This window comes from Streptococcus ruminicola (genome assembly GCF_011387195.1).
Classification (GTDB): Bacteria; Bacillota; Bacilli; order Lactobacillales; family Streptococcaceae; genus Streptococcus; species Streptococcus ruminicola.
On sequence record NZ_CP046919.1, the window covers coordinates 1,243,161 to 1,264,752 of the forward strand.

19 protein-coding genes are annotated in these 21,592 nt (G+C 38.2%); 16 read left to right on the plus strand and 3 right to left on the minus strand.

Translation table 11 applies throughout. From position 1 onward, the window contains the following. Positions 1-37: 37 nt before the first annotated feature. On the minus strand, positions 38-595 hold the full coding sequence (locus tag GPZ88_RS06450; RefSeq protein ID WP_039695925.1) for a TetR/AcrR family transcriptional regulator: 558 nt from the start codon (positions 593-595) through the stop codon (positions 38-40). Positions 596-727: 132 nt separating this feature from the next. Between GPZ88_RS06450 and GPZ88_RS06455 the strand changes: the two genes are divergently transcribed. Then, positions 728-1,573, plus strand: a complete 846-nt coding sequence (locus tag GPZ88_RS06455; protein ID WP_166043748.1) for a DegV family protein — start codon at positions 728-730, stop codon at positions 1,571-1,573. Positions 1,574-1,774: 201 nt separating this feature from the next. Here the strand turns inward: GPZ88_RS06455 and GPZ88_RS06460 are convergent, their stop codons facing one another. Both GPZ88_RS06460 and GPZ88_RS06465 read right to left on the minus strand, forming a co-directional pair. Further along, on the minus strand, positions 1,775-2,284 hold the full coding sequence (locus GPZ88_RS06460) for a YgjV family protein (protein ID WP_166044366.1): 510 nt from the start codon (positions 2,282-2,284) through the stop codon (positions 1,775-1,777). 2 nt (positions 2,285-2,286) lie between these two features. Beyond that, complete coding sequence (locus GPZ88_RS06465) at positions 2,287-2,892, minus strand: peptidase (protein WP_166043750.1); 606 nt, start codon at positions 2,890-2,892, stop codon at positions 2,287-2,289. 364 nt (positions 2,893-3,256) lie between these two features. Between GPZ88_RS06465 and GPZ88_RS06470 the strand changes: the two genes are divergently transcribed. The 15 genes from GPZ88_RS06470 (at position 3,257) to pbp2x (ending at position 21,591) form a co-directional block, all read left to right on the plus strand. Continuing rightward, positions 3,257-4,888, plus strand: a complete 1,632-nt coding sequence (locus tag GPZ88_RS06470; RefSeq protein WP_074565110.1) for a Na/Pi cotransporter family protein — start codon at positions 3,257-3,259, stop codon at positions 4,886-4,888. Positions 4,889-5,021: 133 nt separating this feature from the next. Further along, a complete protein-coding gene (locus GPZ88_RS06475; protein ID WP_206282128.1) occupies positions 5,022-5,864 on the plus strand; it encodes a DUF3737 family protein in 843 nt (280 codons plus the stop codon). Between the two features lie 92 nt (positions 5,865-5,956). Continuing rightward, the gene (gene nagA / locus GPZ88_RS06480; protein ID WP_166043754.1) at positions 5,957-7,105 is read left to right on the plus strand and encodes an N-acetylglucosamine-6-phosphate deacetylase; all 1,149 of its coding nucleotides are present in this window, start codon (positions 5,957-5,959) and stop codon (positions 7,103-7,105) included. 347 nt (positions 7,106-7,452) lie between these two features. Further along, the gene (gene glyQ / locus GPZ88_RS06485; protein ID WP_006531137.1) at positions 7,453-8,370 is read left to right on the plus strand and encodes a glycine--tRNA ligase subunit alpha; all 918 of its coding nucleotides are present in this window, start codon (positions 7,453-7,455) and stop codon (positions 8,368-8,370) included. Continuing rightward, positions 8,370-10,409 (plus strand): glycine--tRNA ligase subunit beta, encoded by a 2,040-nt coding sequence (gene glyS / locus GPZ88_RS06490; protein ID WP_166043756.1) that lies wholly within the window; start codon positions 8,370-8,372, stop codon positions 10,407-10,409. Before glyQ ends, glyS begins: the two co-directional genes overlap by 1 nt. A gap of 126 nt (positions 10,410-10,535) precedes the next feature. After that, entirely contained in the window at positions 10,536-10,793 is a 258-nt protein-coding gene (locus GPZ88_RS06495; RefSeq protein ID WP_039695920.1) for a DUF896 family protein, read from the plus strand. A 151-nt stretch (positions 10,794-10,944) separates the two neighbouring features. Next, a complete protein-coding gene (tkt, locus tag GPZ88_RS06500; protein ID WP_166043758.1) occupies positions 10,945-12,930 on the plus strand; it encodes a transketolase in 1,986 nt (661 codons plus the stop codon). Between the two features lie 155 nt (positions 12,931-13,085). Beyond that, entirely contained in the window at positions 13,086-13,379 is a 294-nt protein-coding gene (locus GPZ88_RS06505; protein ID WP_039695918.1) for a bacteriocin immunity protein, read from the plus strand. A gap of 22 nt (positions 13,380-13,401) precedes the next feature. Beyond that, a complete protein-coding gene (locus tag GPZ88_RS06510) occupies positions 13,402-14,133 on the plus strand; it encodes an ABC transporter ATP-binding protein (protein ID WP_166043760.1) in 732 nt (243 codons plus the stop codon). Positions 14,134-14,137: 4 nt separating this feature from the next. Then, positions 14,138-15,760, plus strand: a complete 1,623-nt coding sequence (locus GPZ88_RS06515) for an ABC transporter permease (protein ID WP_166043762.1) — start codon at positions 14,138-14,140, stop codon at positions 15,758-15,760. 108 nt (positions 15,761-15,868) lie between these two features. Further along, positions 15,869-16,672, plus strand: a complete 804-nt coding sequence (gene proB, locus GPZ88_RS06520) for a glutamate 5-kinase (protein WP_039695915.1) — start codon at positions 15,869-15,871, stop codon at positions 16,670-16,672. Between the two features lie 16 nt (positions 16,673-16,688). Next, a complete protein-coding gene (locus GPZ88_RS06525) occupies positions 16,689-17,939 on the plus strand; it encodes a glutamate-5-semialdehyde dehydrogenase (protein ID WP_039695914.1) in 1,251 nt (416 codons plus the stop codon). A 110-nt stretch (positions 17,940-18,049) separates the two neighbouring features. Next, positions 18,050-19,000 carry a 16S rRNA (cytosine(1402)-N(4))-methyltransferase RsmH gene (gene rsmH / locus GPZ88_RS06530; RefSeq protein WP_338104099.1) on the plus strand — a complete coding sequence of 317 codons (951 nt, stop codon included), beginning with the start codon at positions 18,050-18,052 and terminating at the stop codon, positions 18,998-19,000. Beyond that, positions 19,000-19,323 (plus strand): cell division protein FtsL, encoded by a 324-nt coding sequence (gene ftsL / locus GPZ88_RS06535; RefSeq protein ID WP_039695913.1) that lies wholly within the window; start codon positions 19,000-19,002, stop codon positions 19,321-19,323. Before rsmH ends, ftsL begins: the two co-directional genes overlap by 1 nt. Before the next feature lie 3 nt (positions 19,324-19,326). After that, positions 19,327-21,591 (plus strand): penicillin-binding protein PBP2X, encoded by a 2,265-nt coding sequence (pbp2x, locus tag GPZ88_RS06540; RefSeq protein WP_166043765.1) that lies wholly within the window; start codon positions 19,327-19,329, stop codon positions 21,589-21,591. The last annotated feature ends 1 nt before the right edge of the window (position 21,592 follow it).

The window sequence follows — 21,592 nt, forward strand, 5'->3', positions numbered from 1 at the left end:
TAAAAATACCGACCTAATTGTGGTCGGTATTTTCTTCTTATAAGAAAAGTGGCAAACCGATTGCAGCTACTTCCTCAGCAGGGATACGCATGTCATCAGCTACCCAGTTTGAAAGAACTGAGATGATGGCGTTACTCCAGAAAGAATTTGTGTAGCGTGAATCATGTTTTTTCTTGAACCTTTGGTAAGCTTTTAATCGTTTAGAGACGATGCCCGTCAAGAGTTTTTCAAGGTGTTGTTCAAAAATTAAGCCAAGAACTTGTGCCTCTTTTTTGGCTTCATTCAGAATGAAAAGCCAAGCTTGGGAGAGCTGACTTTTCAAATCAAATGCTTTGAGACCACGAAAAATGCGACGAACGATTTGGGTTAGAATAGACTCTAAAATAGCTTCTTTAGACTTATAATTACGGTAGAAAGCGTTGCGTGAGACACCAGCTTTGGCAACGAGTTCTGAAATCGTAATTTGGCTCAAGGTTTTCTTTTCAAGAAGGAGCAAAAGTGCAGTTTCTAGCGCTTCACGTGTCAATTTTCGTGATTCTTTATTAGAAACTTTCAAATTTTGCAAGGACTTTTTTGAAATTGTCTTTTCCGTCATGACAAAACCCTCTTACTTGTGACATCTGATTGTTTTTAATACTAAGATAAAGGCATTAATGATATAATTTTAGGTGAAAATAGTTTGTTTGTCAAATGAATTTAAATCTCGAATGGATTGGAGGAAATAGATATGACTTGGAAAATTGTGACTGATTCAGGTTGTGACCTTCGACGTATTGAAGAGCTTGCAGAACACACAGAATTTCAAAATGTCCCACTAACAATTCAAATTGGTTCAGAAATTTTTGTGGATGATGAAGGATTAGACGTTGCTAATATGATGACAACCATGTACGCAAGTCCTGTTTCATCAAAATCAAGTTGCCCTAGCCCAGATGCTTTCTTACAAGCTTATCAAGGTGCTGAAAATGTTATTGCCATCACGATTACAGGTAATCTTTCAGGAAGTCAAAATAGTGCTCAGGTTGCAAAACACATGCTTTTGGAGGAACATCCAAATGTCAATGTTCATGTTATCGACTCTTTGTCTGCAGGTGGTGAGATTGATTTAATCGTTGAAGAATTAAATCGTTTGATTGCTAAAGACTTAAGCTTTGATGAAGTGGTCGAAGCTATCACGGCTTATCAAGAAAAGACAAAATTGTTGTTTGTTTTGGCACGTGTGGATAACCTTGTCAAAAATGGACGTTTGAGTAAGCTAGTCGGGAAAGTTGTTGGACTTTTGAACATTCGCATGGTTGGTAAGGCAAGTGACGAAGGAAAATTGGAACTCCTTCACAAAGCGCGTGGTCAAAAGAAAGCTGTTCAAGCAACCGTTGAGGAAATGTTTAAAGAAGGTTACCAAGGTGGCAAGGTTATGATTGCTCACGCAAATAACGAAAAAGCTTGTCAACAATTGAGTGACAAAATTAAAGAAAAATACCCACAAGCTGATGTTCGCTTTATCCCAGCATCAGGTCTTTGCAGCTTTTACGGTGAAGATGGCGGTATTTTATTAGGATACGAAACAGTGTAAGTCAATATAAAACTGCATGGGTATGACTCATGCAGTTTTTGCATATTAATAAAAAACGTCTTAACTAAAATCAATTTCAAGTCATTATTGTCACAACTTGATTTTAGGACTATTTGCGCGTGAAACGAGCAACAAAAAAAGATACTTTCACCACGGCAGAAAGTATCAGAAAATGAGTTTATTTCTAGTCTTGATGAAAAATCAAGACTTATTTTTCTTATGATTAAGTGAACTGTATTTTGAAATGGCTATTAAGGTCGTTAGTGTGATGACAATATCCATAAGTAAAGCAGGATAAGCTTTAATAGTGAAGTCATAAAATGCCCAGAGTACCATATTTTCAACAGTAACCCAGCGCAGCCATTGAACTTTGCTAGTCATAAAGGTAATGATGGTATAAGACACAGATGAAATCAAGGGAAGAAAGCCAATCAAACCAAGGTTGTTAAAGTAAGTTCCTGCAGAAACTTGGATAATCACTAAAATAACGGTTGTGTAGATGGAATCCCAGTGTTTAATCATTAACGTGTTACGAATAATAGATACGCTAATCGAAATAGCGCCAGTGTAGCCACCGAGTAAAAAATTAGCAATCATCGTAAAGAAATAATCCGATAATTGCCAAGTTAACATAGTTTTTTTCGTTTTAGCAAATGATGAAATGGCTAAGCAAGTTGCACCAATTGCTGAGAAGATAAATCCAATTGAAATCATTAATAGCTATAATAAGTGTGATTACCATCAGTTGTAACTGATGTAGGAGTGCGAGAGGTGTTATTTGGGTCAACAGTAGACTCAGTTGTGCTGTCAGAAGATCCAGCAGTATCTGTAGTTGCTGTATTGGCAGCAGCAATAGCGTTAGAAACAGCGTCAAGACGTGCTTGAAGTTGATCTTTAGTAGCTTGGTTAGTTAGCACATCAATCGCAGCTTGAGCAGCAGTGACATTGTCGCTGGTTTGATTGTCTTCAGCAGTTTTGACAGCATTTTCAGCATTTGTTTGATTTGTTACTTCAGCAGAAACAGCATCTAGTTGAGATTGGAAATCTGTTTTCTTAGCTTCATCAGAGATTTTGTTGATAGCCGCTTGCGCATTTGTCACAGCTTCAGCAGATGGATTAGCTTGAGCAGCTGATAATAATTCTTGGGCTTTAGCTTCTAAGTCAGCTTGACTAGATGAGGAAGAACTGATTGAACTTTTTGGTTGTGAACTTGACGTATTAGTCTTTGTATTACCAAAGAAAAGGTAAATACCACCAGCAAAGGCAATTAAAATGATACTTAGAATAAAATAAGTAACTTCACTTTTTGAGGCTTTCATGAAAACTCCTTCTATAATAAAATAAATGCGATGTGATAAAGAAGTTGTTATCACATTTTTTGATAATAAACGTATTTAGTAGTATTCTGTGGCAAGCACAGCGTCCTTAACTATTATAACATATAAATGACAGCGCATTAATTTTTTTCTAAAAACCTCCCTCAAATTTTAGTCTTTTTATCATTTATGTTTAGAAATAGCTACTAAAAAGGGGAAAATGACCGCTTATCTTAAAAGAGTAGCATTTTTCAGTTAGTTATCAATTTAGAAAAAGCTTAAAAAACACTTGTTTGTTTTCTTTGAATACATTAAAATGGAAGTATCGGGTTTTTCCGGTAAAATTATAATATTTGAGGATAAGACTGTGTCAGTAAATTGGCAAGAAATTGCTTTTGGTTTTTTTGGAGGTCTAGGACTCTTTCTCTTCAGTATTAAATATATGGGAGACGGTCTACAACAGGCTGCAGGAGACAGACTTCGTTTTTATATCGACAAATATACGAGTAATCCTTTCTTAGGAATTCTTGTTGGTTTAGCCATGTCAGCTCTAATCCAATCAAGTTCAGGGGTAACAGTTATCACTGTTGGTCTTGTGTCAGCAGGCCTTTTAACCTTGCGACAAGCGATTGGTATTGTCATGGGAGCCAATATCGGGACGACTGTAACGTCCTTTCTGATTGGTTTTAATTTGGGTGACTATGCACTCCCAATGATTTTTATTGGTGCCGCTTTGTTATTCTTCACGTCAAACCGACGTTTGAATAATATCGGACGTATCATCTTTGGTGTCGGAGGAATTTTCTTCTCACTTAACATCATGGGTGACGCTATGGGACCATTAAAAACTGTTCCAGCCTTTCAGGATTATTTAGCAACCTTAGGTGACAAACCGATTATGGGTGTTTTGATTGGGACTGGCTTGACCATGCTTATCCAATCATCAGCTGCCATTATTGGTATTTTGCAAGGGTTATATGCAGGTCATTTACTTGACCTTCAAGGCTCAATTCCTATTCTTTTAGGAAGTAATATCGGTACTTGTATCACAGCCGTGCTAGCAGCGATTGGTTCAAATATTGCAGCCAAACGTGTGGCTGGTGCTCACGTTCTCTTCAACGTTGTCGGAACAGTGCTCTTTATGATTCTATTGGTGCCATTTACTAGCTTGATGCAATGGATGGAAGTTCATTTCAAATTGACGCCAGCCATGACGGTTGCCTTTGCCCACGGAACCTTTAACATTACAAATACCATCTTGCTCTTCCCATTCATTGGAACCTTGGCATTTGTTGTGACAAAATTAATTCCTGGTGAAGATGAAGCTGCTAAATACAAAGCTATTTACCTTGATAAGATTATTCTAAAACAAGCGCCAGCTATTGCCCTTGGTAATGCTAAAAAACAATTGATTCACTTGGGGGCTTTTGCCACACAAGCCTTTGAAGCAGCATTCTTGTTTGTTGAAACATGTAATGAAAAATACGCTGATAAGACACAAAAATTTGAAGATACTATCAATAATGTCGATGAAGAATTGACTAAATATTTGATTGACCTTTCAAGTGAACAATTGAATCAACACGAAAGTGAAATTTTATCAAGTATCTTAGATTCATCACGTGATTTGGAACGTATCGGTGACCACAGTATCAGCTTGGTGCATTTGATGGAGCATAATATTTCAAAAGATATTACTTTCTCTCCAGTTGCTGTTCAAGAAATCGATCAACTTTACCATGAAACACATCGTATGATTTTGGATTCATTGAAAGTTGTTATTGATAACGATCTGCCATTAGCAAATGAGTTGGTAGATCGTCACAAAGATATCGCTCATTTGGAACGTCGCATCCGTAAGAATCACATCAAACGCATGAACAACGGTGAGTGTACACCACTTGCAGGGGTTAACTTCATCGATTTGATTACACCATGTACACGTATCACAGATCACGCACTTAACTTGGTTGAAAAAGTACTTGAAAATCAAATTTAATCATACATTTAATACCTTTGAACCTTTTTGGGTTTGAAGGTGTTTTTTTTTCATTTTTACTAGAAAAGTTCTTGACTTGGAGTTTAGTCTAAGGTGTAGGATGGTGCTATCAAGAGATGATAAGGAGATTGATTTGAAAACAATTATTAAGAATCAGACTTACGACGAGGAGCGAGCTTTATATGCTAGCTCTGATATTTTGGGGGATACTTGTCAATTTACTGGGGCTGCTGATGGCGAAAGTGCCTTAAAAGAAAGTAAGAATATCGAAGTAAGAGACTCTTATTTTAATTTACGCTATCCATTTTGGCACGACAAAGATTTGGTGATAACTGACTCAGAAATGACGGAAAATTGCAGAGCTGCCCTCTGGTATTCAGATGATATTAGGATTAGCCATTCAAAATTACATGGGATTAAAGCTTTACGCGAATGTTCAAATGTTGCCATTTCAGACAGTGAGATTATCTCACCTGAATTTGGTTGGTCAGTGAAAGATATTGCAATGACGGATACTGTTGTTACTAGTGAATATTTTATGTTGCATTCAGAGAGACTTCATTTTCATCAGGTGACTTTGAACGGAAAATATTCTTTTCAGTACATTACGGATTCCGTTTTTGAGGATTGCGAGTTTAATACGAAAGATGCTTTTTGGCATGCTAAAAATGTTGTTATTAAAAACAGTATTATTAAGGGTGAATATCTCGCTTGGTATAGCGAAAATGTGACCTTTGAAAATTGTACTATCATTGGAACGCAACCTTTTTGCTACTGTAAAAATCTAACCTTGATTAATTGTAAAATGCTTGATGCAGATTTAGCTTTTGAAAAATCAGAGGTTACAGCCAGCATTACAACAGCAATGATTAGTATCAAAAATCCTTTAAGCGGAGTGATTACAGTTTCTAATCTTGATGAGCTGATAATGGATGATGCTACGGCTAAAGGAAAAGTTATTATCCGTAATCAATAGAAAGTCCGTTAAGAAAAATTGGTCTAATTTTGGTATATACCATTTACAAAAAAGCGCTTTTATTTTATAATATAAGCATGGAGGCGATTCAAATGACAAAATATATCAAAGCAGATGAATTTTACTATCCTTACCATGTAAAAGGTGCGGGTTACCTTGCTATTGAAAATGGTCGTTTCGGTGATTGGCAAGAAGAAGCACCACATGGCGCAGAAATTATAGATTATTCAGGTTTTAGTGTGGCACCTGGTTTAGTTGATACACACATTCATGGCTTTGCTGGTGTTGATGTGATGGATAACACCCAAGAAGCTTTTAAGACTATGAGTGAAGCCCTTTTGGGTGCTGGTGTGACAAGTTTCTTACCGACAGCCTTGACAGCTTCATTTGATACTCTTGACGATATTTGTCGCACAGCAGCAGATGTCGCAGGTCAAGAAAAGGGAGCACGCATTCAAGGACTTTTCTTTGAGGGACCTTATTTTACTGAAAAATACAAAGGTGCTCAAAATCCATCTTATATGAAAAATCCTTCAACTGCTGAACTTGATCAATGGTTGGAAAGTTCAAAAGGACTCTTGAAAAAAATTGCTTTAGCACCTGAACGAGATGAAGTTGAAGACTTTATCAATTATGCAAATGATAAAAATGTGATTGTGGCTCTTGGACACTCTGATGCGACATATAATCAAGCCGCAAAAGCAGTGGAAGCAGGAGCTTCTGTCTGGGTGCATGCCTATAATGGTATGCGCGGACTTAATCACCGTGAACCTGGTATGGTAGGTGCTGTTTATGAAATGCCAAATACTTATGCTGAATTGATTTGTGACGGACATCATGTTCATCCATCAGCTTGTGACATTTTGATGCACCAAAAAGATCATGAACACGTGGTTTTGATTACAGATTGTATGAGTGCTGGTGGTCTTAAAGATGGTGACTACATGCTTGGTGAATTTCCTGTGACTGTTGAAAAGGGAACAGCACGCTTGAAATCAAATGGAGCTCTTGCTGGTTCAATTCTTCAGTTGAAAGATGCCGTTAAAAATGTGGTTAATTGGGGAATTGCTTCAAAAGCGCAAGCTATTAGCATGGCAAGTCTCACAGCAGCAATCTCAGTTGGCATTGACGATAAATGCGGTCAAATCAAAAAAGGTCGTTTGGCAGACTTCATTGTCTTAGATAAGGATCTTGATTTACGGGCAACTTATCTTGGCGGACAAGAAGCCTGGAAAGCGTAATAGACTAAAAGTTGAATTTACAGTAGTAGATTCAGCTTTTTTGATATTTACTAGACACCCAATTACATTTGTGCTAAAATAGCTGGTGAAGAGAGAGGGCCTCATGGTGTTTCTTAGCGAGTCCGAGGTGGTGGAAGTCGGATGAAACTAAAATGAGTCGCTGGCGCTTTCGCTTAGCTAGGCTAAGTTAAAATCAGATAAATGAAGTAATAAAATAGGGTGGAACCGCGTTTTAACGCCCCTTATGAGGTATCATATGGGTGTGTTGGCGGTTCTTTTATTATGGAAACGGCTGACTTCCAGATGATACTTCGCCAAACTAAGTTAACAAAATAAGGAGTAGATGTATGTCTAAAAAATTGACTTTCCAAGAAATTATTTTGACTTTGCAACAATTTTGGAATGACCAAGGTTGTATGTTAATGCAAGCTTACGATAATGAAAAAGGTGCTGGTACAATGAGCCCTTACACATTCCTTCGTGCCATCGGTCCAGAACCATGGAATGCAGCTTACGTAGAACCATCACGTCGTCCAGCAGATGGTCGTTATGGTGAAAACCCTAACCGTCTTTACCAACACCACCAATTCCAAGTTGTTATGAAACCATCTCCATCAAACATTCAAGAACTTTACCTTGAGTCATTGGAACGTTTGGGAATCAACACTTTGGAACACGATATTCGTTTCGTTGAAGATAACTGGGAAAACCCATCAACTGGTTCAGCTGGTCTTGGTTGGGAAGTTTGGCTTGACGGTATGGAAATCACTCAATTTACTTACTTCCAACAAGTTGGTGGTTTGCAAACTGGTCCTGTAACTTCAGAAGTTACTTACGGTCTTGAACGTTTGGCATCATACATCCAAGAAGTGGATTCAGTTTATGATATCGAATGGGCTCCAGGTGTAAAATACGGTGAAATCTTCCTTCAACCAGAATTTGAACACTCAAAATACTCATTTGAAATTTCTAACCAAGATATGCTTCTTGAAAACTTTGAAAAATTTGAAACAGAAGCAAAACGTTGCTTGGAAGAAAACTTGGTTCACCCAGCTTACGACTACGTTTTGAAATGTTCACACACATTCAACTTGCTTGATGCGCGTGGTGCTGTTTCTGTAACAGAACGTGCTGGTTACATCGCTCGTATCCGTAACTTGGCTCGTGTCGTTGCTAAAACATTTGTTGCTGAACGTAAACGCCTTGGTTACCCATTACTTGATGAAGCAACACGTGAAAAACTTTTGAAGGAGGATGCTGAATAATGGCTAAAAATTTACTTGTAGAACTTGGTTTAGAAGAATTACCAGCTTATGTTGTTACTCCAAGTGAAAAACAACTTGGCGACCGCATGGCAGCATTTTTGAAAGAAAAACGTTTGGCTTTTGAAGGCATTCAAACTTTCTCAACTCCACGTCGTTTGGCTGTACGTGTTCTTGGTCTTGCTGATGCTCAAACTGATTTGACAGAAGATTTCAAAGGTCCTTCTAAAAAAATCGCTTTGGATGCTGATGGTAACTTTACAAAAGCTGCTCAAGGTTTTGTTCGTGGTAAAGGTTTGACAACTGATGATATCGAATTCCGCGAAGTCAAAGGTGAAGAGTATGTTTACGTTACAAAACATGAAGCAGGAAAAGCTGCTAAAGAAGTTCTTGTAGACATTCCAGAAATCTTGTCAGCAATGACTTTCCCAGTAAACATGCACTGGGCAAACAATACATTTGAATACATTCGCCCAGTTCACACATTGACTGTACTTCTTGATGACGAAGCTCTTGACCTTGACTTCTTGGATATCCACTCAGGTCGCGTGAGCCGTGGTCACCGTTTCCTTGGTCACGAAACAGAAATCGCAACTGCTGATTCATACGAAGAAGATTTGCGTAAAGTCTTTGTTATCGCAGATGCTAAAGAACGTCAAGAAATGATTGTTAACCAAATCAAAGCTATCGAAAAAGCTGAAAACGTTCGTGTTGAAATCGATGATGAATTGCTTAACGAAGTGCTTAACTTGGTTGAATACCCAACTGCTTTCATGGGTAGCTTCGATACTAAATATCTTGAAGTTCCAGAAGAAGTGCTCGTTACTTCAATGAAAAACCACCAACGTTACTTCGTTGTTCGTGACCTTGATGGCAACTTGATGCCAAACTTCATCTCAGTTCGTAACGGTAACGAAAAACACATCGAAAACGTCATTAAAGGTAATGAAAAAGTTCTTGTTGCTCGTTTGGAAGATGGAGAATTCTTCTGGCGTGAAGACCAAAAACTTAACATCGCTGACCTTGTCGCTAAACTTGATAACGTAACATTCCACGAAAAAATTGGTTCACTTTCAGAACACATGAAACGTAGCAAAGTGATTGCTGCTTACCTTGCTGAAAAAGCTGGCGCTTCTGCTGAAGAAAGCAAAGCACTTGCACGAGCTGCCGAAATCTACAAATTTGACCTATTGACAGGTATGGTTGGTGAATTTGACGAATTGCAAGGTATTATGGGTGAAAAATATGCCCTTCTTGCTGGTGAGGATGCCGCAGTAGCAGCAGCTATTCGTGAACACTACCTTCCAAACTCAGCTGATGGTGACCTTCCAGAAACTAAAGTTGGTGCACTTTTGGCACTTGCTGATAAATTGGATACAATCTTGTCATTCTTCTCAGTTGGTTTGATTCCATCAGGCTCAAACGACCCATACGCTCTTCGTCGTGCGACAGCTGGTGTGGTTCGTATCATGGATGCCTTTGGTTTGAAAATTCCAATGGATGAATTGGTTGACAACCTTTACGCTTTGGAATTTGATAGCTTGACATACGAACACAAAGCAGAAGTTATGGACTTCATCCGTGCGCGTGTTGAAAAAATGATGAACAAATCAGTTTCTAAAGACATTAAAGAAGCTGTTCTTGCTGGTTCAAACTTTGTTGTGGCTGAAATGCTTGAAGCTGCTGACGCTCTTGTTGAAGCAAGCAAAGCAGAAGGTTACAAAGCCGCTGTTGAAAGCCTTTCACGTGTCTTCAATCTTGCTGAAAAAGCACAAGCAGGTGTAGCAGTTGATGCAAGCTTGTTTGAAAATGACGAAGAAAAAGCTTTGGCACAAGCTGCAGCAGACTTAAACTTGGCTGGCTCTGCTAGCGATAAATTGGCACAATTATTTGCACTAAGTTCAGTTATTGACAAATTCTTTGACAATACAATGGTTATGGTAGATAATGAAGCTGTTAAAAATAACCGCTTAGCTATTCTTGCTGAATTGACAGCAAAAGCAAGCAGCGTTGCCGCATTTAACAAATTGAATACCAAATAAGCTTAAGAAATCTACTCTTTGAGTAGATTTCTGGCGTATATCAGACTTCTTAGTTTAGAGGTTTTGGTAAATTATAGAAAGGAAATAACGTTTAAACATAATTTAGACGTTAGGTGAGTCTTACTCATGAATGAAAAAAAGATTCAACGTATTAATGAACTTGCACGCAAGAAAAAAACAGTTGGTTTGACTGGTCCAGAAAAAGTTGAACAAGCTAAATTGCGTAAAGAGTATATTGAAGGTTACCGTCATTCACTTCTTCACCACATCGCTGGTATTAAAATCGTCGATGAAGATGGAAATGATGTGACACCAGAAAAACTTCGTCAATTGCAACGTGAACGTGGTTTGCACGGTCGTAGCCTTGACGATCCAAATTCATAAGAAAATCGCTCAGCTATGTTTAGCTGGGCTTTTTTAGAAACTGCTTACAAGAAAGCAAATAACAATTTAATTTAAAAAGTCAAGTTTTTTATGATATAATAGAATCCGAACAATAATACTTTAAGTCCTTAAAAACAGAAAGGTTTCACTCATGACATTTGATGCTATTGATCAGTTGGCAGTAAACACTGTCCGTACGCTCTCAATTGATGCCATTCAGGCAGCCAATTCAGGTCACCCAGGTCTTCCAATGGGAGCTGCACCTATGGCTTACGTTCTTTGGAATCATGTAATGAATGTTAATCCAAAGACAAGTCGTTCTTGGTCTAACCGCGACCGTTTCGTATTGTCTGCAGGTCACGGTTCTGCTCTTTTGTATAGCCTACTTCACTTATCAGGCTACGATGTAACAATCGATGACTTGAAGAACTTCCGTCAATGGGGTTCAAAAACACCAGGTCACCCAGAAGTTAACCATACTGATGGTGTAGAAGCAACTACAGGACCACTTGGTCAAGGTATCGCTAACGCTGTTGGTATGGCAATGGCAGAAGCTCACTTAGCTGCTAAATTTAACAAACCAGGCTTTGATATTGTAGACCACTACACTTATGCTTTGCATGGTGATGGTTGTTTGATGGAAGGTGTCAGCCAAGAAGCTGCTAGTCTTGCAGGTCACTTAAAACTTGGTAAATTAGTCCTTCTTTACGATTCAAATGACATCTCACTTGATGGTCCAACATCAAAAGCCTTTACAGAAGATATTAAAGGTAAATTCGAAGCTTACGGTTGGCAACATATCTTGGTTAAAGATGGTAACGACCTTGAAGCTATTGCTAAAGCTATCGAAGAAGCTAAAGCTGAAACAGAAAAACCATCTATCATCGAAGTGAAAACAATCATTGGCTTCGGTGCTGAAAAACAAGGTACATCAGCTGTTCACGGTGCCCCTCTTGGTGTTGATGGAATTGCTTATGCTAAAAAATCTTACGGTTGGGAATATCCAGAATTCACAGTACCAGAAGAAGTTGCTAAACGCTTTGAAGTTGGTATCAAATTCCGTGGTGAAGCTGCTGAAAACGCATGGGAAACTAAATTCCGTGAATACGAAGCTGCTTACCCAGAATTAGCTGCTGAATACAAAGCTGCATTTGCTAACAAACCAGTTGACGTGAAACTTGACGACTTCGAACTTGGAACTAGCCTTGCTAGCCGTTCATCAAGTCAACAAGCTATCCAACAAATCTCAGCTCAAGTCCCATCATTCTGGGGTGGTTCAGCTGACCTTTCTGCATCAAATAATACAATGGTCAAAGTAGAATCTGATTTCCAACCAGATAACTACCTTGGTCGTAACATCTGGTTTGGTGTTCGTGAATTCGCTATGGCTGCTGCAATGAACGGTATCGCTCTTCATGGTGGTACTCGTGTTTACGGTGGTACATTCTTCGTATTCTCAAACTACCTTCTTCCAGCTGTTCGTATGGCTGCCCTTCAACAATTACCAACTGTTTATGTTATGACACACGATTCAATCGCTGTTGGTGAAGATGGTCCAACTCACGAACCAATTGAACAATTAGCTAGCGTTCGTTCTATGCCTAACCTTAACGTTATCCGCCCAGCCGATGGTAATGAAACAAACGCTGCATGGAAACGTGCTCTTGCCGAAACAACTCGTCCAACAATGCTTATCTTAACTCGTCAAAATCTTCCTGTTCTTGAAGGAACAAAAGAATTGGCAGAAGAAGGTTTGAACAAAGGTGCTTACATTATTTCAGAAGCTAAAGGTGACCTTGACGGTATCCTTATCGCTACAGGTTCTGAAGTGAAATTGGCTCTTGACACTCAAGCTGCTTTGGAAGCTAAAGGTGTTCACGTTCGCGTGGTTTCAATGCCAGCACAAAATATCTTTGACGAACAAGATGCTGCTTATAAAGAAAGCATCCTTCCAGCTAACGTTACAAAACGTTTGGCAATCGAAGCTGGTTCAAGCTTTGGTTGGGGCAAATATGTCGGTCTCCAAGGTAAAACTCTTACAATCGATACTTGGGGAGCTTCAGCACCAGGTGCTAAAATCTTTGAAGAATATGGATTCACAGTTGATAACGCTGTTAGCCTTTACGAATCATTGTAATCCTTAATAAATCATTATAAAAAGTCCTTGCTTTTGGCAAGGGCTTTTTTATAATCATTTGACAAATAGTGTAAGAAAGGGTAAGATATTGTAAAAGTTATTTTGTCTTATTTTAATAGTACAAATGTATTTAATTTGGGAGAGGAGGAGATTTAATGGATGAAAGATGTAGCAAGCTATATTCAGCTATTAAAGTCGCTTATGAAGATATGGTCGTTAGACAGGACGTGAAATTATCTAAAATTTTGCTGTCGGCGTCTAATGAAGTGATTAAGAGTAGAGATGCTGGTTTATGCGCTTTGCATTTGGACCGTGACTTGAATCTTTACAGTGCTCATACTGATTTAACACTCCCACGAGGTGTTGAGGAATTAAAAAAATTAACTCAAAAGTGGGCAGCAGAATATTATGAAAAAAAGGAAGTTTCAAAGTGGATAAAGCCACTTTGAGGAGATTAGGAGGAAAGAAAAAATGATTCGTTTTGAACATGTTTCAAAATTATACGGAGACAAGGAGGCACTTAGTGATTTAAATGTAACCATTGAAAATGGGGAAATTTTTGGTTTGATTGGTCATAATGGTGCTGGTAAAACAACGACTATCAGCATTTTAACGTCAATCATTGATGCGACTTATGGTGAAATTTATGTGGATGATTTGGCTTTATCAGAACATCGTGATGACATTAAAAAACGTATTGGTTATGTTCCAGATTCACCAGATTTATTCTTGAATTTGGCAGCTAGTGAGTATTGGCATTTCTTGGCAAAGATTTACGGCGTTGCTGAAAAAGAGGTTGATGAACGTATTGACCGCTTATCACATTTATTTGATATTGCTGAGCATGTTAATGATTTGATTGAAAGTTTCTCACATGGGATGCGTCAAAAAGTCATTGTGATTGGAGCTTTGATTTCAAATCCTGATATTTGGATTTTGGATGAGCCTTTAACTGGTCTTGACCCGCAAGCTTCTTTTGATTTGAAAGAGATGATGAAAGAGCATGCGCGTGGTGGCAATACCGTTCTTTTTTCAACACATGTCTTGGCTGTTGCAGAGCAATTGTGTGACCGTATTGGGATTTTAAAAGAAGGCAAATTGATTTTTGTTGGTTCTTTGGATGAGCTAAAAGCAAATTATCCTGACAAAGATTTGGAAAGCATTTACCTAGAACTTGCTGGACGCAAGGTGGAAGAGGGGTGAGTGTATGAACTGGTCAACTGTTAGGGAACTCGTTAAGATTAATATTCTTTACTCAAATCCCCAAACTGTAACGGCGGTTAAACGTAAGCAAGAAAAGAATCCGAGAAAAAATTTTTCAACTTATAAAAGTGTGATTCGTCAGCAAATATTTTTAAGTTTATTCTTTGCGGTGATTTACATTTTTATGTATGCTAATCTTAATTTTAAGCATTATCCTGGTTACTTTTCTTTTTACACAGCGATTTTCTTTATCATGGCAACCTTGAATGCTTTCTCAGCCATGTATAGCATTTTTTACGAAAGCGATGATGTGAAGCTTTATGCTCACTTACCGATTAAATCCAGTGAGCTATATTTAGCAAAAGTGATTTCAAGTTTTGGGATGGGCGTGACGTTTTTGATGCCTTTGTTATCATTATTTTTCATCGCTTATTGGCAAATGGCAGGGTTATTTGTGGCAATTATTGCTACCGTGATTGTTTTTGGGATTCTCTTTACAGCTTCGACAGTATTAGCACTTTATGTGAATAGCTTGGTTGGTGGGTTGATTGTTCGCAGCAATCATCGTAAATTGATTTCAACAGTCTTGATGTCTCTTTCGACGATTGGCGCTGTCGGAACGATTCTTTATATGAATGTCGTCAACAGTAAAAATATAGGAAGTGACAGCTTGACGATTCCTGATCGTCCAATCATTCCTTATTTTAGAGGCTTTTATGATGTGGTTCATGCGCCTTTTAGTTTGGCTGCACTGTTAAACTTCTATTTACCTTTAGTCGTTCTTTTAGGCTTAATGATTGGTTTGGTTAAATGGGCAATGCCAAATTATTACCAAAGTACTTTGTATGCTAGTCCTAAAAAAGCTAAAACTAAGAAGCAGACGAAAAAAACGTCAAAGAGCTCAGCTTCTTTAACAAAGATGATGCTTCATCATCACCTTTCAACGCTTCAAAATGCAACCTTATTGACGCAAACTTATGTGATGCCTTTGATTTATGTGGTTGTTTTCCTAACACCAATGCTGACTAATGGGTTTACTTTAGCCAAGGTATCTACGGATTATTTTGGTATTGCTTTGTTAGTTGGAGTCATTTTGGGAACAACTTGTGCTATGCCAACAACTTTACTAGGTGTCGGCATTTCACTTGAAAAAGAGAACTATAACTTTTTGAGAAGTTTACCACTTAACTTTAAAGCTTTCCTTGTTCAGAAGTTTGTGGTTTTAGCAGGACTTCAAGCTCTTGTTCCTGCTTGTGTTTACCTAGTCGTTGGCTTGGTTTTCTTACAGTTAAATGTACTTTTGATGCTAGCCTTTTTGGTAGGCTTGTGTGCAATGATTGTTGTCCAAGGTCAATTAATGTACTGGCGTGACTATAGAAATCTGAATCTGCTTTGGCAAGATGTGACCCAACTTTTTAATCGACATTCAGGTCAGTGGCTTGCTTTTGCGATTATGATGGCAGCTTATCTTCTTGGTGGTGGCTTAGCAGTAGGTTTAGTTATTCTTGGCAATATCACACAGCAAATTCTACTGATTAACATGACGCTATCAATTGTTCTTTTGGTCTTAGCGCTTATTTCTCAAATCTTGATTAGTCATAAATTTTGGAAGAAAATCTCACATTAATTTCTAAAATCTCCTGAAATTAAGATGTGAATTAAAGTTGACTAAATACTTAGATAAAACCTTAGAAAAACAGTTCCTAGGACTGTTTTTTTAGTGTATAATAAGCATATGAAACGTAATTTTGAATCAGTAAAACGCATTGTTATAAAAATCGGGACAAGTTCCCTTGTTATGCCAAATGGCAAAATAAATTTAGAAAAAATTGATCAGCTAGCCTTTGTTATCTCTAGTTTGATGAATAAAGGGATGGAAGTTGTCTTGGTATCATCTGGTGCCATGGGATTTGGACTTAATGTTCTTAATATGGATAAACGTCCAACAGAAATTGCACGACAACAGGCCGTATCAAGTGTCGGTCAGGTGGCCATGATGAGCCTTTATTCGCAAATCTTTTCACACTATCAGACAGAAGTTAGTCAGCTTTTGATTACACGTGATGTTATTGAGTATCCAGAAAGTTTGGCAAACTTCACCAACGCTTTTGAAACTCTTCTTTCAATGGGAATTGTTCCAATCGTTAATGAAAATGATGCTATCAGTGTTGATGAAATGGATCATGCCACAAAATTCGGAGACAATGACCGTTTGTCAGCTATTGTAGCTAAAGTGACTAAAGCTGATTTGCTAATCATGTTGTCAGATATTGATGGCCTTTATGATAAAAATCCAAATGTTTATGAAGATGCTAAACTTCGTGAACATGTTAGTGAAATCACTGATGAAATCATTAAGTCAGCTGGCGGTGCTGGTAGCAAATTTGGTACAGGTGGCATGCTTAGCAAGATTAAGAGTGCCCAAATGATTTTTGACAATAATAGTCAAATGATTTTGATGAATGGAGCTAATCCACGCGATATTTTACGTGCCCTTGATGGTGCTAATATCGGAACATGGTTTTCACAATCTAAGTAATTAAGGAGGTCTTGAGATGGGCTATATTGATGAACTAGGGAAAAATGCAAAAATCGCTTCTCAAAGTCTAGTAAAACTTGGAACAGCAGAGAAAAATCGAATCTTGAATCTAGTTGCTAAGGCTTTGTTAGACGAAACAGATTTTATCCTGCAAGAAAATGTGCGTGATGTTGAAAAAGCGCAAGAAAATGGGATTTCACCGGTTATGGTAGACCGTTTGCGTCTTGATGCAAAACGCATTGAAGGCATTGTGGAAGGAGTTCGTCAAGTAGCTGATCTTCAAGATCCAATTGGTCAAGTTGTTCGTGGCTACACCAATCTTGATGGTCTTAAAATTGTGCAAAAACGTGTAGCACTTGGTGTTATTGCTATGATTTTTGAAAGCCGTCCAAATGTCTCTGTCGATGCTTTTAGCCTTGCTTTCAAAACAAGTAATGCCATTATTTTACGTGGTGGTCGTGATGCTATTCATTCAAATACAGCACTTGTAACAGTTATCAGAAAAGCTCTAGCTGAGGAAGGAATTGACCAAAATGTGGTTCAATTAGTCGAAGATACTAGCCACGCTGTTGCTGAAGAATTAATGCAAGCTGTCGACTATGTTGATGTGTTGATTCCACGTGGTGGCGCACGCTTGATTCAAACGGTTAAAGAAAAATCTAAAGTTCCAGTCATTGAAACTGGAGTTGGAAATTGTCATATTTTCGTTGATGAAACAGCTGATTTGGACATGGCGACTAAGATTGTCATCAATGCCAAAACACAGCGCCCAAGCGTTTGTAATGCAGCTGAGAGTCTTGTGGTTCATGAAAAAATTGCAGAGCAGTTCTTGCCTCAATTAGAAGAAGCTATTAACAAGGTTCATCCAGTGGAATTCCGTGCAGACTATAAAGCGCTAGCTATTTTTAAAGACGCAAAGGCAGCAAGTGAGGAAGACTTTGCAACAGAATACAATGATTACATCATGTCTGTTAATGTGGTCTCTTCACTTGATGAAGCCATTGATTGGGTAAATCGTTACACAACGCATCACTCTGAAGCGATTGTGACAAAAGACCTCGAGCACGCCGAACGTTTCCAAGATGAAGTGGATGCAGCAGCAGTTTATGTGAATGCCTCAACACGATTTACAGATGGATTTGTCTTTGGCTTGGGAGCAGAAATTGGAATTTCTACTCAAAAAATGCATGCGCGTGGTCCAATGGGCTTAGAGGCATTAACAAGCACAAAATTTTATATTAACGGTAAAGGACAAATCAGAGAATAATATTTTTCAGATGAGTAAGTACCAAGTATCTTAAACACGAGATGCTTGGTTTTTCTTTTTATCTCTATCTTTTAAGGAAGAATCTTTCTATTTGTGTTATAATGAAAGGTATGACAAAAGACTTTCATCATATTACAGTACTTCTACATGAAACCGTTGATATGCTTGATATCAAGCCAGATGGAATCTATGTAGATGCAACGCTTGGAGGAGCAGGGCACAGTGAATATCTCCTCTCTAAGCTTGGCCCGAATGGTCACCTTTATGCTTTTGACCAAGACCAGACGGCTATTGATAATGCACAAATTCGATTAAAAGATTATATTGAAAAAGGACAAGTCACTTTTATCAAGGACAACTTCCGCAATCTTGCTTCAAATTTAGCAATGCATGGAGTAACTGAGATTGATGGTATTTTATATGACCTTGGGGTGTCAAGTCCGCAACTAGATGAGCGTGAGCGTGGATTTTCTTATAAAAAGGATGCTCCGCTTGATATGCGTATGAACCGTGAGCAAGACTTAACGGCTTATGATGTGGTGAATACTTACGATTACCATGATTTGGTTCGTATTTTCTACAAATACGGTGAAGATAAGTTTTCAAAACAAATTGCGCGCAAAATTGAACAAGCTAGACAAGAAAAGCCGATTGAAACAACGACTGAGTTGGCAGAAATCATCAAATCAGCTAAGCCGGCTAAAGAGCTTAAGAAAAAAGGGCACCCTGCTAAGCAAATTTTCCAAGCCATTCGTATCGAAGTTAACGATGAATTGGGAGCGGCAGATGAGTCTATCCAACAAGCGATTGACTTATTAGCAGTTGATGGTCGTATTTCCGTAATTACTTTCCACTCGCTTGAAGACCGTTTGACAAAACAATTGTTTAAAGAATCGTCTACAGTGGAAGTTCCAAAAGGTTTACCTTTTATTCCAGATGATATGCAGCCAAAACTAGCTCTTGTAAATCGTAAACCAATTTTACCGAGTCAAGAAGAGTTAGAAGCCAACAATCGTTCACACTCAGCAAAATTGCGCGTGGCTAGAAAGGTTCGTAAGTAATGACTGATAAACATCGTAACGAAGCCATTGCTAAGGCTCTTAAACGTCGTATTCGAAAATTTTCACGCATTGAAAAAGCTTTTTATGGTTCAATTATTTTAACGGCTATTACCATGGCGATTAGTATTATTTACCTTCAAAGCCGTAATCTTCAAGTACAACAGCAAATCACTGATTTAAATAGTCAGATTACTGAAGTACAGACAAATTACGACAATGCTAAACAAGAGGTTAACGAACTGTCAAGTCGTGACCGTGTTGAGCAAATTGCCAAAAATGCTGGTTTAACAAGCCAACAGGATAATATTAAACAGGTGGAGTAGTCTATGAAAAAATTAATGAATCGTTTTTTAGACTATGTGGTAAAGGACAGACGCACACCCGATAAGAATCGCGAGCGTGTTGGTCAAAATCTGATGATTTTGGCAGTCTTCCTTTTCTTTGTGTTTATTATCAATTTCGCGATTATTGTGGGAACAGATACCAAGTTTGGTCATAATTTATCTAAAGAAGCCTCAGATGTTTACCAACAAACAGTGACGGTTCAAGCCAAACGTGGTACGATTTATGACCGTAATGGTGTTGCACTGGCTGAGGATTCGACAACTTATAGTGTTTATGCTATTATTTCGAAATCTTATGTGTCAACAACTGGTGAAAAACTCTACGTTAAAAAATCTCAATACGATAAAGTTGCTGAGATTTTGAATGCCCAAATCGGTATTGATAAAGACGAAGTCTTAAAACAATTGAATCAAAGTGGGCTTTTCCAAGTGTCATTCGGAAGTTCAGGGTCTGGTTTATCATACAGTAAGAAATCAGAAATTGAAACAGCTATGAAGGACGCTGGAATTAAGGGAATTGGATTTGAATCAACACCTGGACGTATGTATCCAAATGGTGTCTTTGCTTCGCAATTCTTAGGACTTGCCCAATTAAAAGAAAACAAAGATGGTAAAACATCAAGCCTTGTCGGAACATCAGGTTTAGAAGCCTCATTAAACGATGTGCTATCAGGGTCAGACGGAAAAGTAACCTATCAAAAAGATAAAAATGGTAACTTGTTACTTGGTACGGAAACGACTGTTAAACGTGCTGTTGATGGAAAAGATGTCTACACAACACTTTCTGAACCATTGCAATCTTATCTTGAGTCACAAATGGATATTTTCCAAAATGATGCTCAAGGTAAATATGCCAGTGCGACAGTGGTTAATGCTAAGACAGGAGAAATCTTAGCAACGACACAACGTCCAACTTATAATGCACAGACAATGGAAGGTTATAATGAAGATAACCTAAAAACATGGAATACCCTTCTATATCAAAGCTATTATGAACCAGGGTCAACCATAAAAGTAATGACACTTGCCTCAGCTATCGATGATGGTATTTTTACGCCAAATGAAGTGATTTCAACAATCAACGGTATTACAGTTGCTGATACAAAAATCAATGACTGGAACGTCAATGAAGGTAATACTTCTGTTCAATATATGACATATGCTCAAGGGTTTGCTTGGTCAAGTAACGTTGCTATGACAAGTCTTGAACAAAAAATGGGTAATGACAAATGGCTAAACTACTTGTCTAAGTTTAAGTTTGGTTACCCAACACGTTTTGGTATGGTCAATGAAGGTAGTGGCTTGTTACCATCAGACAATGAAGTAACCATTGCCATGAGTGCTTTCGGTCAAGGTATTGGTGTGACACAAGTTCAAATGCTTCGTGCCTTTTCTGCGATTTCTAATAAAGGGGTTATGCTTGAACCACAATTTATTAGTCAAATTTACGACCCAAATAATAATACAGCCCGTAAAGCGTCAGCTGAAATCTCTGGTAAACCTGTCTCAGAAAATGCTGCTAATCAAACACTTGATTACATGGTAACGGTTGGTACAGATTCACAATTTGGTACCTTGTATGATAGCACGGAAGGGGCACCGGTTATTCAAGTCGGTGATTACTCTGTTGCCGTCAAATCTGGTACAGCCCAAATTGCCGCATCTGCTGAAGAGGGCGGAGGATATTTGACTGGTGATAATGACTACATCAACTCAGTTGTTGCTATGGTACCATCAGATGATCCTGACTTTATTATGTACGTTACCCTTCAACAACCAACAACAACCTTCAAACGTTCTTTCTGGAAAGATGTGGTTAATCCTGTTCTTGAACGTGCTATGATGATTAAGGATACTTTGACAAGTACAGCCGTGACTGGTACAGATACAGAAACCAAATACCAATTGAAAGATTATATTGGAAAAGCACCTGGTGATACCGCTCAGGAACTTCGTAATAATCTTGTTCAACCAGTTGTCGTTGGATCAGGTAGCAAAATTAAGAAAATGTCTAAAAAAGTCGGTAGCAACCTTTCACAAAATGAACAAGTGCTACTTTGGACAGGAAAATTAAAAACAATGCCAGACATGTATGGCTGGACGAAAGAAAATGTTGAAAAATTTGCGAAGTGGACTGGAATCAAAGTAACCATTAAAGGCTCTGGTTCAAAAGTCACTAAGCAAAGTGTCGATACCGGAAAAGATATTGACAAAGTCAAAAAAATTAAAATTACTTTAGGAGACTAAA

Bases quoted from the DNA above. Each gene is read 5' to 3' on its own strand.
- GPZ88_RS06450 (WP_039695925.1), bottom strand. From the start codon at position 595: ATGACGGAAAAGACAATTTCAAAAAAGTCCTTGCAAAATTTGAAAGTT.
- GPZ88_RS06455 (WP_166043748.1), top strand. From the start codon at position 728: ATGACTTGGAAAATTGTGACTGATTCAGGTTGTGACCTTCGACGTATT.
- GPZ88_RS06465 (WP_166043750.1), bottom strand. From the start codon at position 2,892: ATGAAAGCCTCAAAAAGTGAAGTTACTTATTTTATTCTAAGTATCATT.
- nagA (WP_166043754.1), top strand. From the start codon at position 5,957: ATGACAAAATATATCAAAGCAGATGAATTTTACTATCCTTACCATGTA.
- glyQ (WP_006531137.1), top strand. From the start codon at position 7,453: ATGTCTAAAAAATTGACTTTCCAAGAAATTATTTTGACTTTGCAACAA.
- glyS (WP_166043756.1), top strand. From the start codon at position 8,370: ATGGCTAAAAATTTACTTGTAGAACTTGGTTTAGAAGAATTACCAGCT.
- GPZ88_RS06495 (WP_039695920.1), top strand. From the start codon at position 10,536: ATGAATGAAAAAAAGATTCAACGTATTAATGAACTTGCACGCAAGAAA.
- tkt (WP_166043758.1), top strand. From the start codon at position 10,945: ATGACATTTGATGCTATTGATCAGTTGGCAGTAAACACTGTCCGTACG.
- GPZ88_RS06505 (WP_039695918.1), top strand. From the start codon at position 13,086: ATGGATGAAAGATGTAGCAAGCTATATTCAGCTATTAAAGTCGCTTAT.
- GPZ88_RS06510 (WP_166043760.1), top strand. From the start codon at position 13,402: ATGATTCGTTTTGAACATGTTTCAAAATTATACGGAGACAAGGAGGCA.
- GPZ88_RS06515 (WP_166043762.1), top strand. From the start codon at position 14,138: ATGAACTGGTCAACTGTTAGGGAACTCGTTAAGATTAATATTCTTTAC.
- proB (WP_039695915.1), top strand. From the start codon at position 15,869: ATGAAACGTAATTTTGAATCAGTAAAACGCATTGTTATAAAAATCGGG.
- GPZ88_RS06525 (WP_039695914.1), top strand. From the start codon at position 16,689: ATGGGCTATATTGATGAACTAGGGAAAAATGCAAAAATCGCTTCTCAA.
- rsmH (WP_338104099.1), top strand. From the start codon at position 18,050: ATGACAAAAGACTTTCATCATATTACAGTACTTCTACATGAAACCGTT.
- ftsL (WP_039695913.1), top strand. From the start codon at position 19,000: ATGACTGATAAACATCGTAACGAAGCCATTGCTAAGGCTCTTAAACGT.
- pbp2x (WP_166043765.1), top strand. From the start codon at position 19,327: ATGAAAAAATTAATGAATCGTTTTTTAGACTATGTGGTAAAGGACAGA.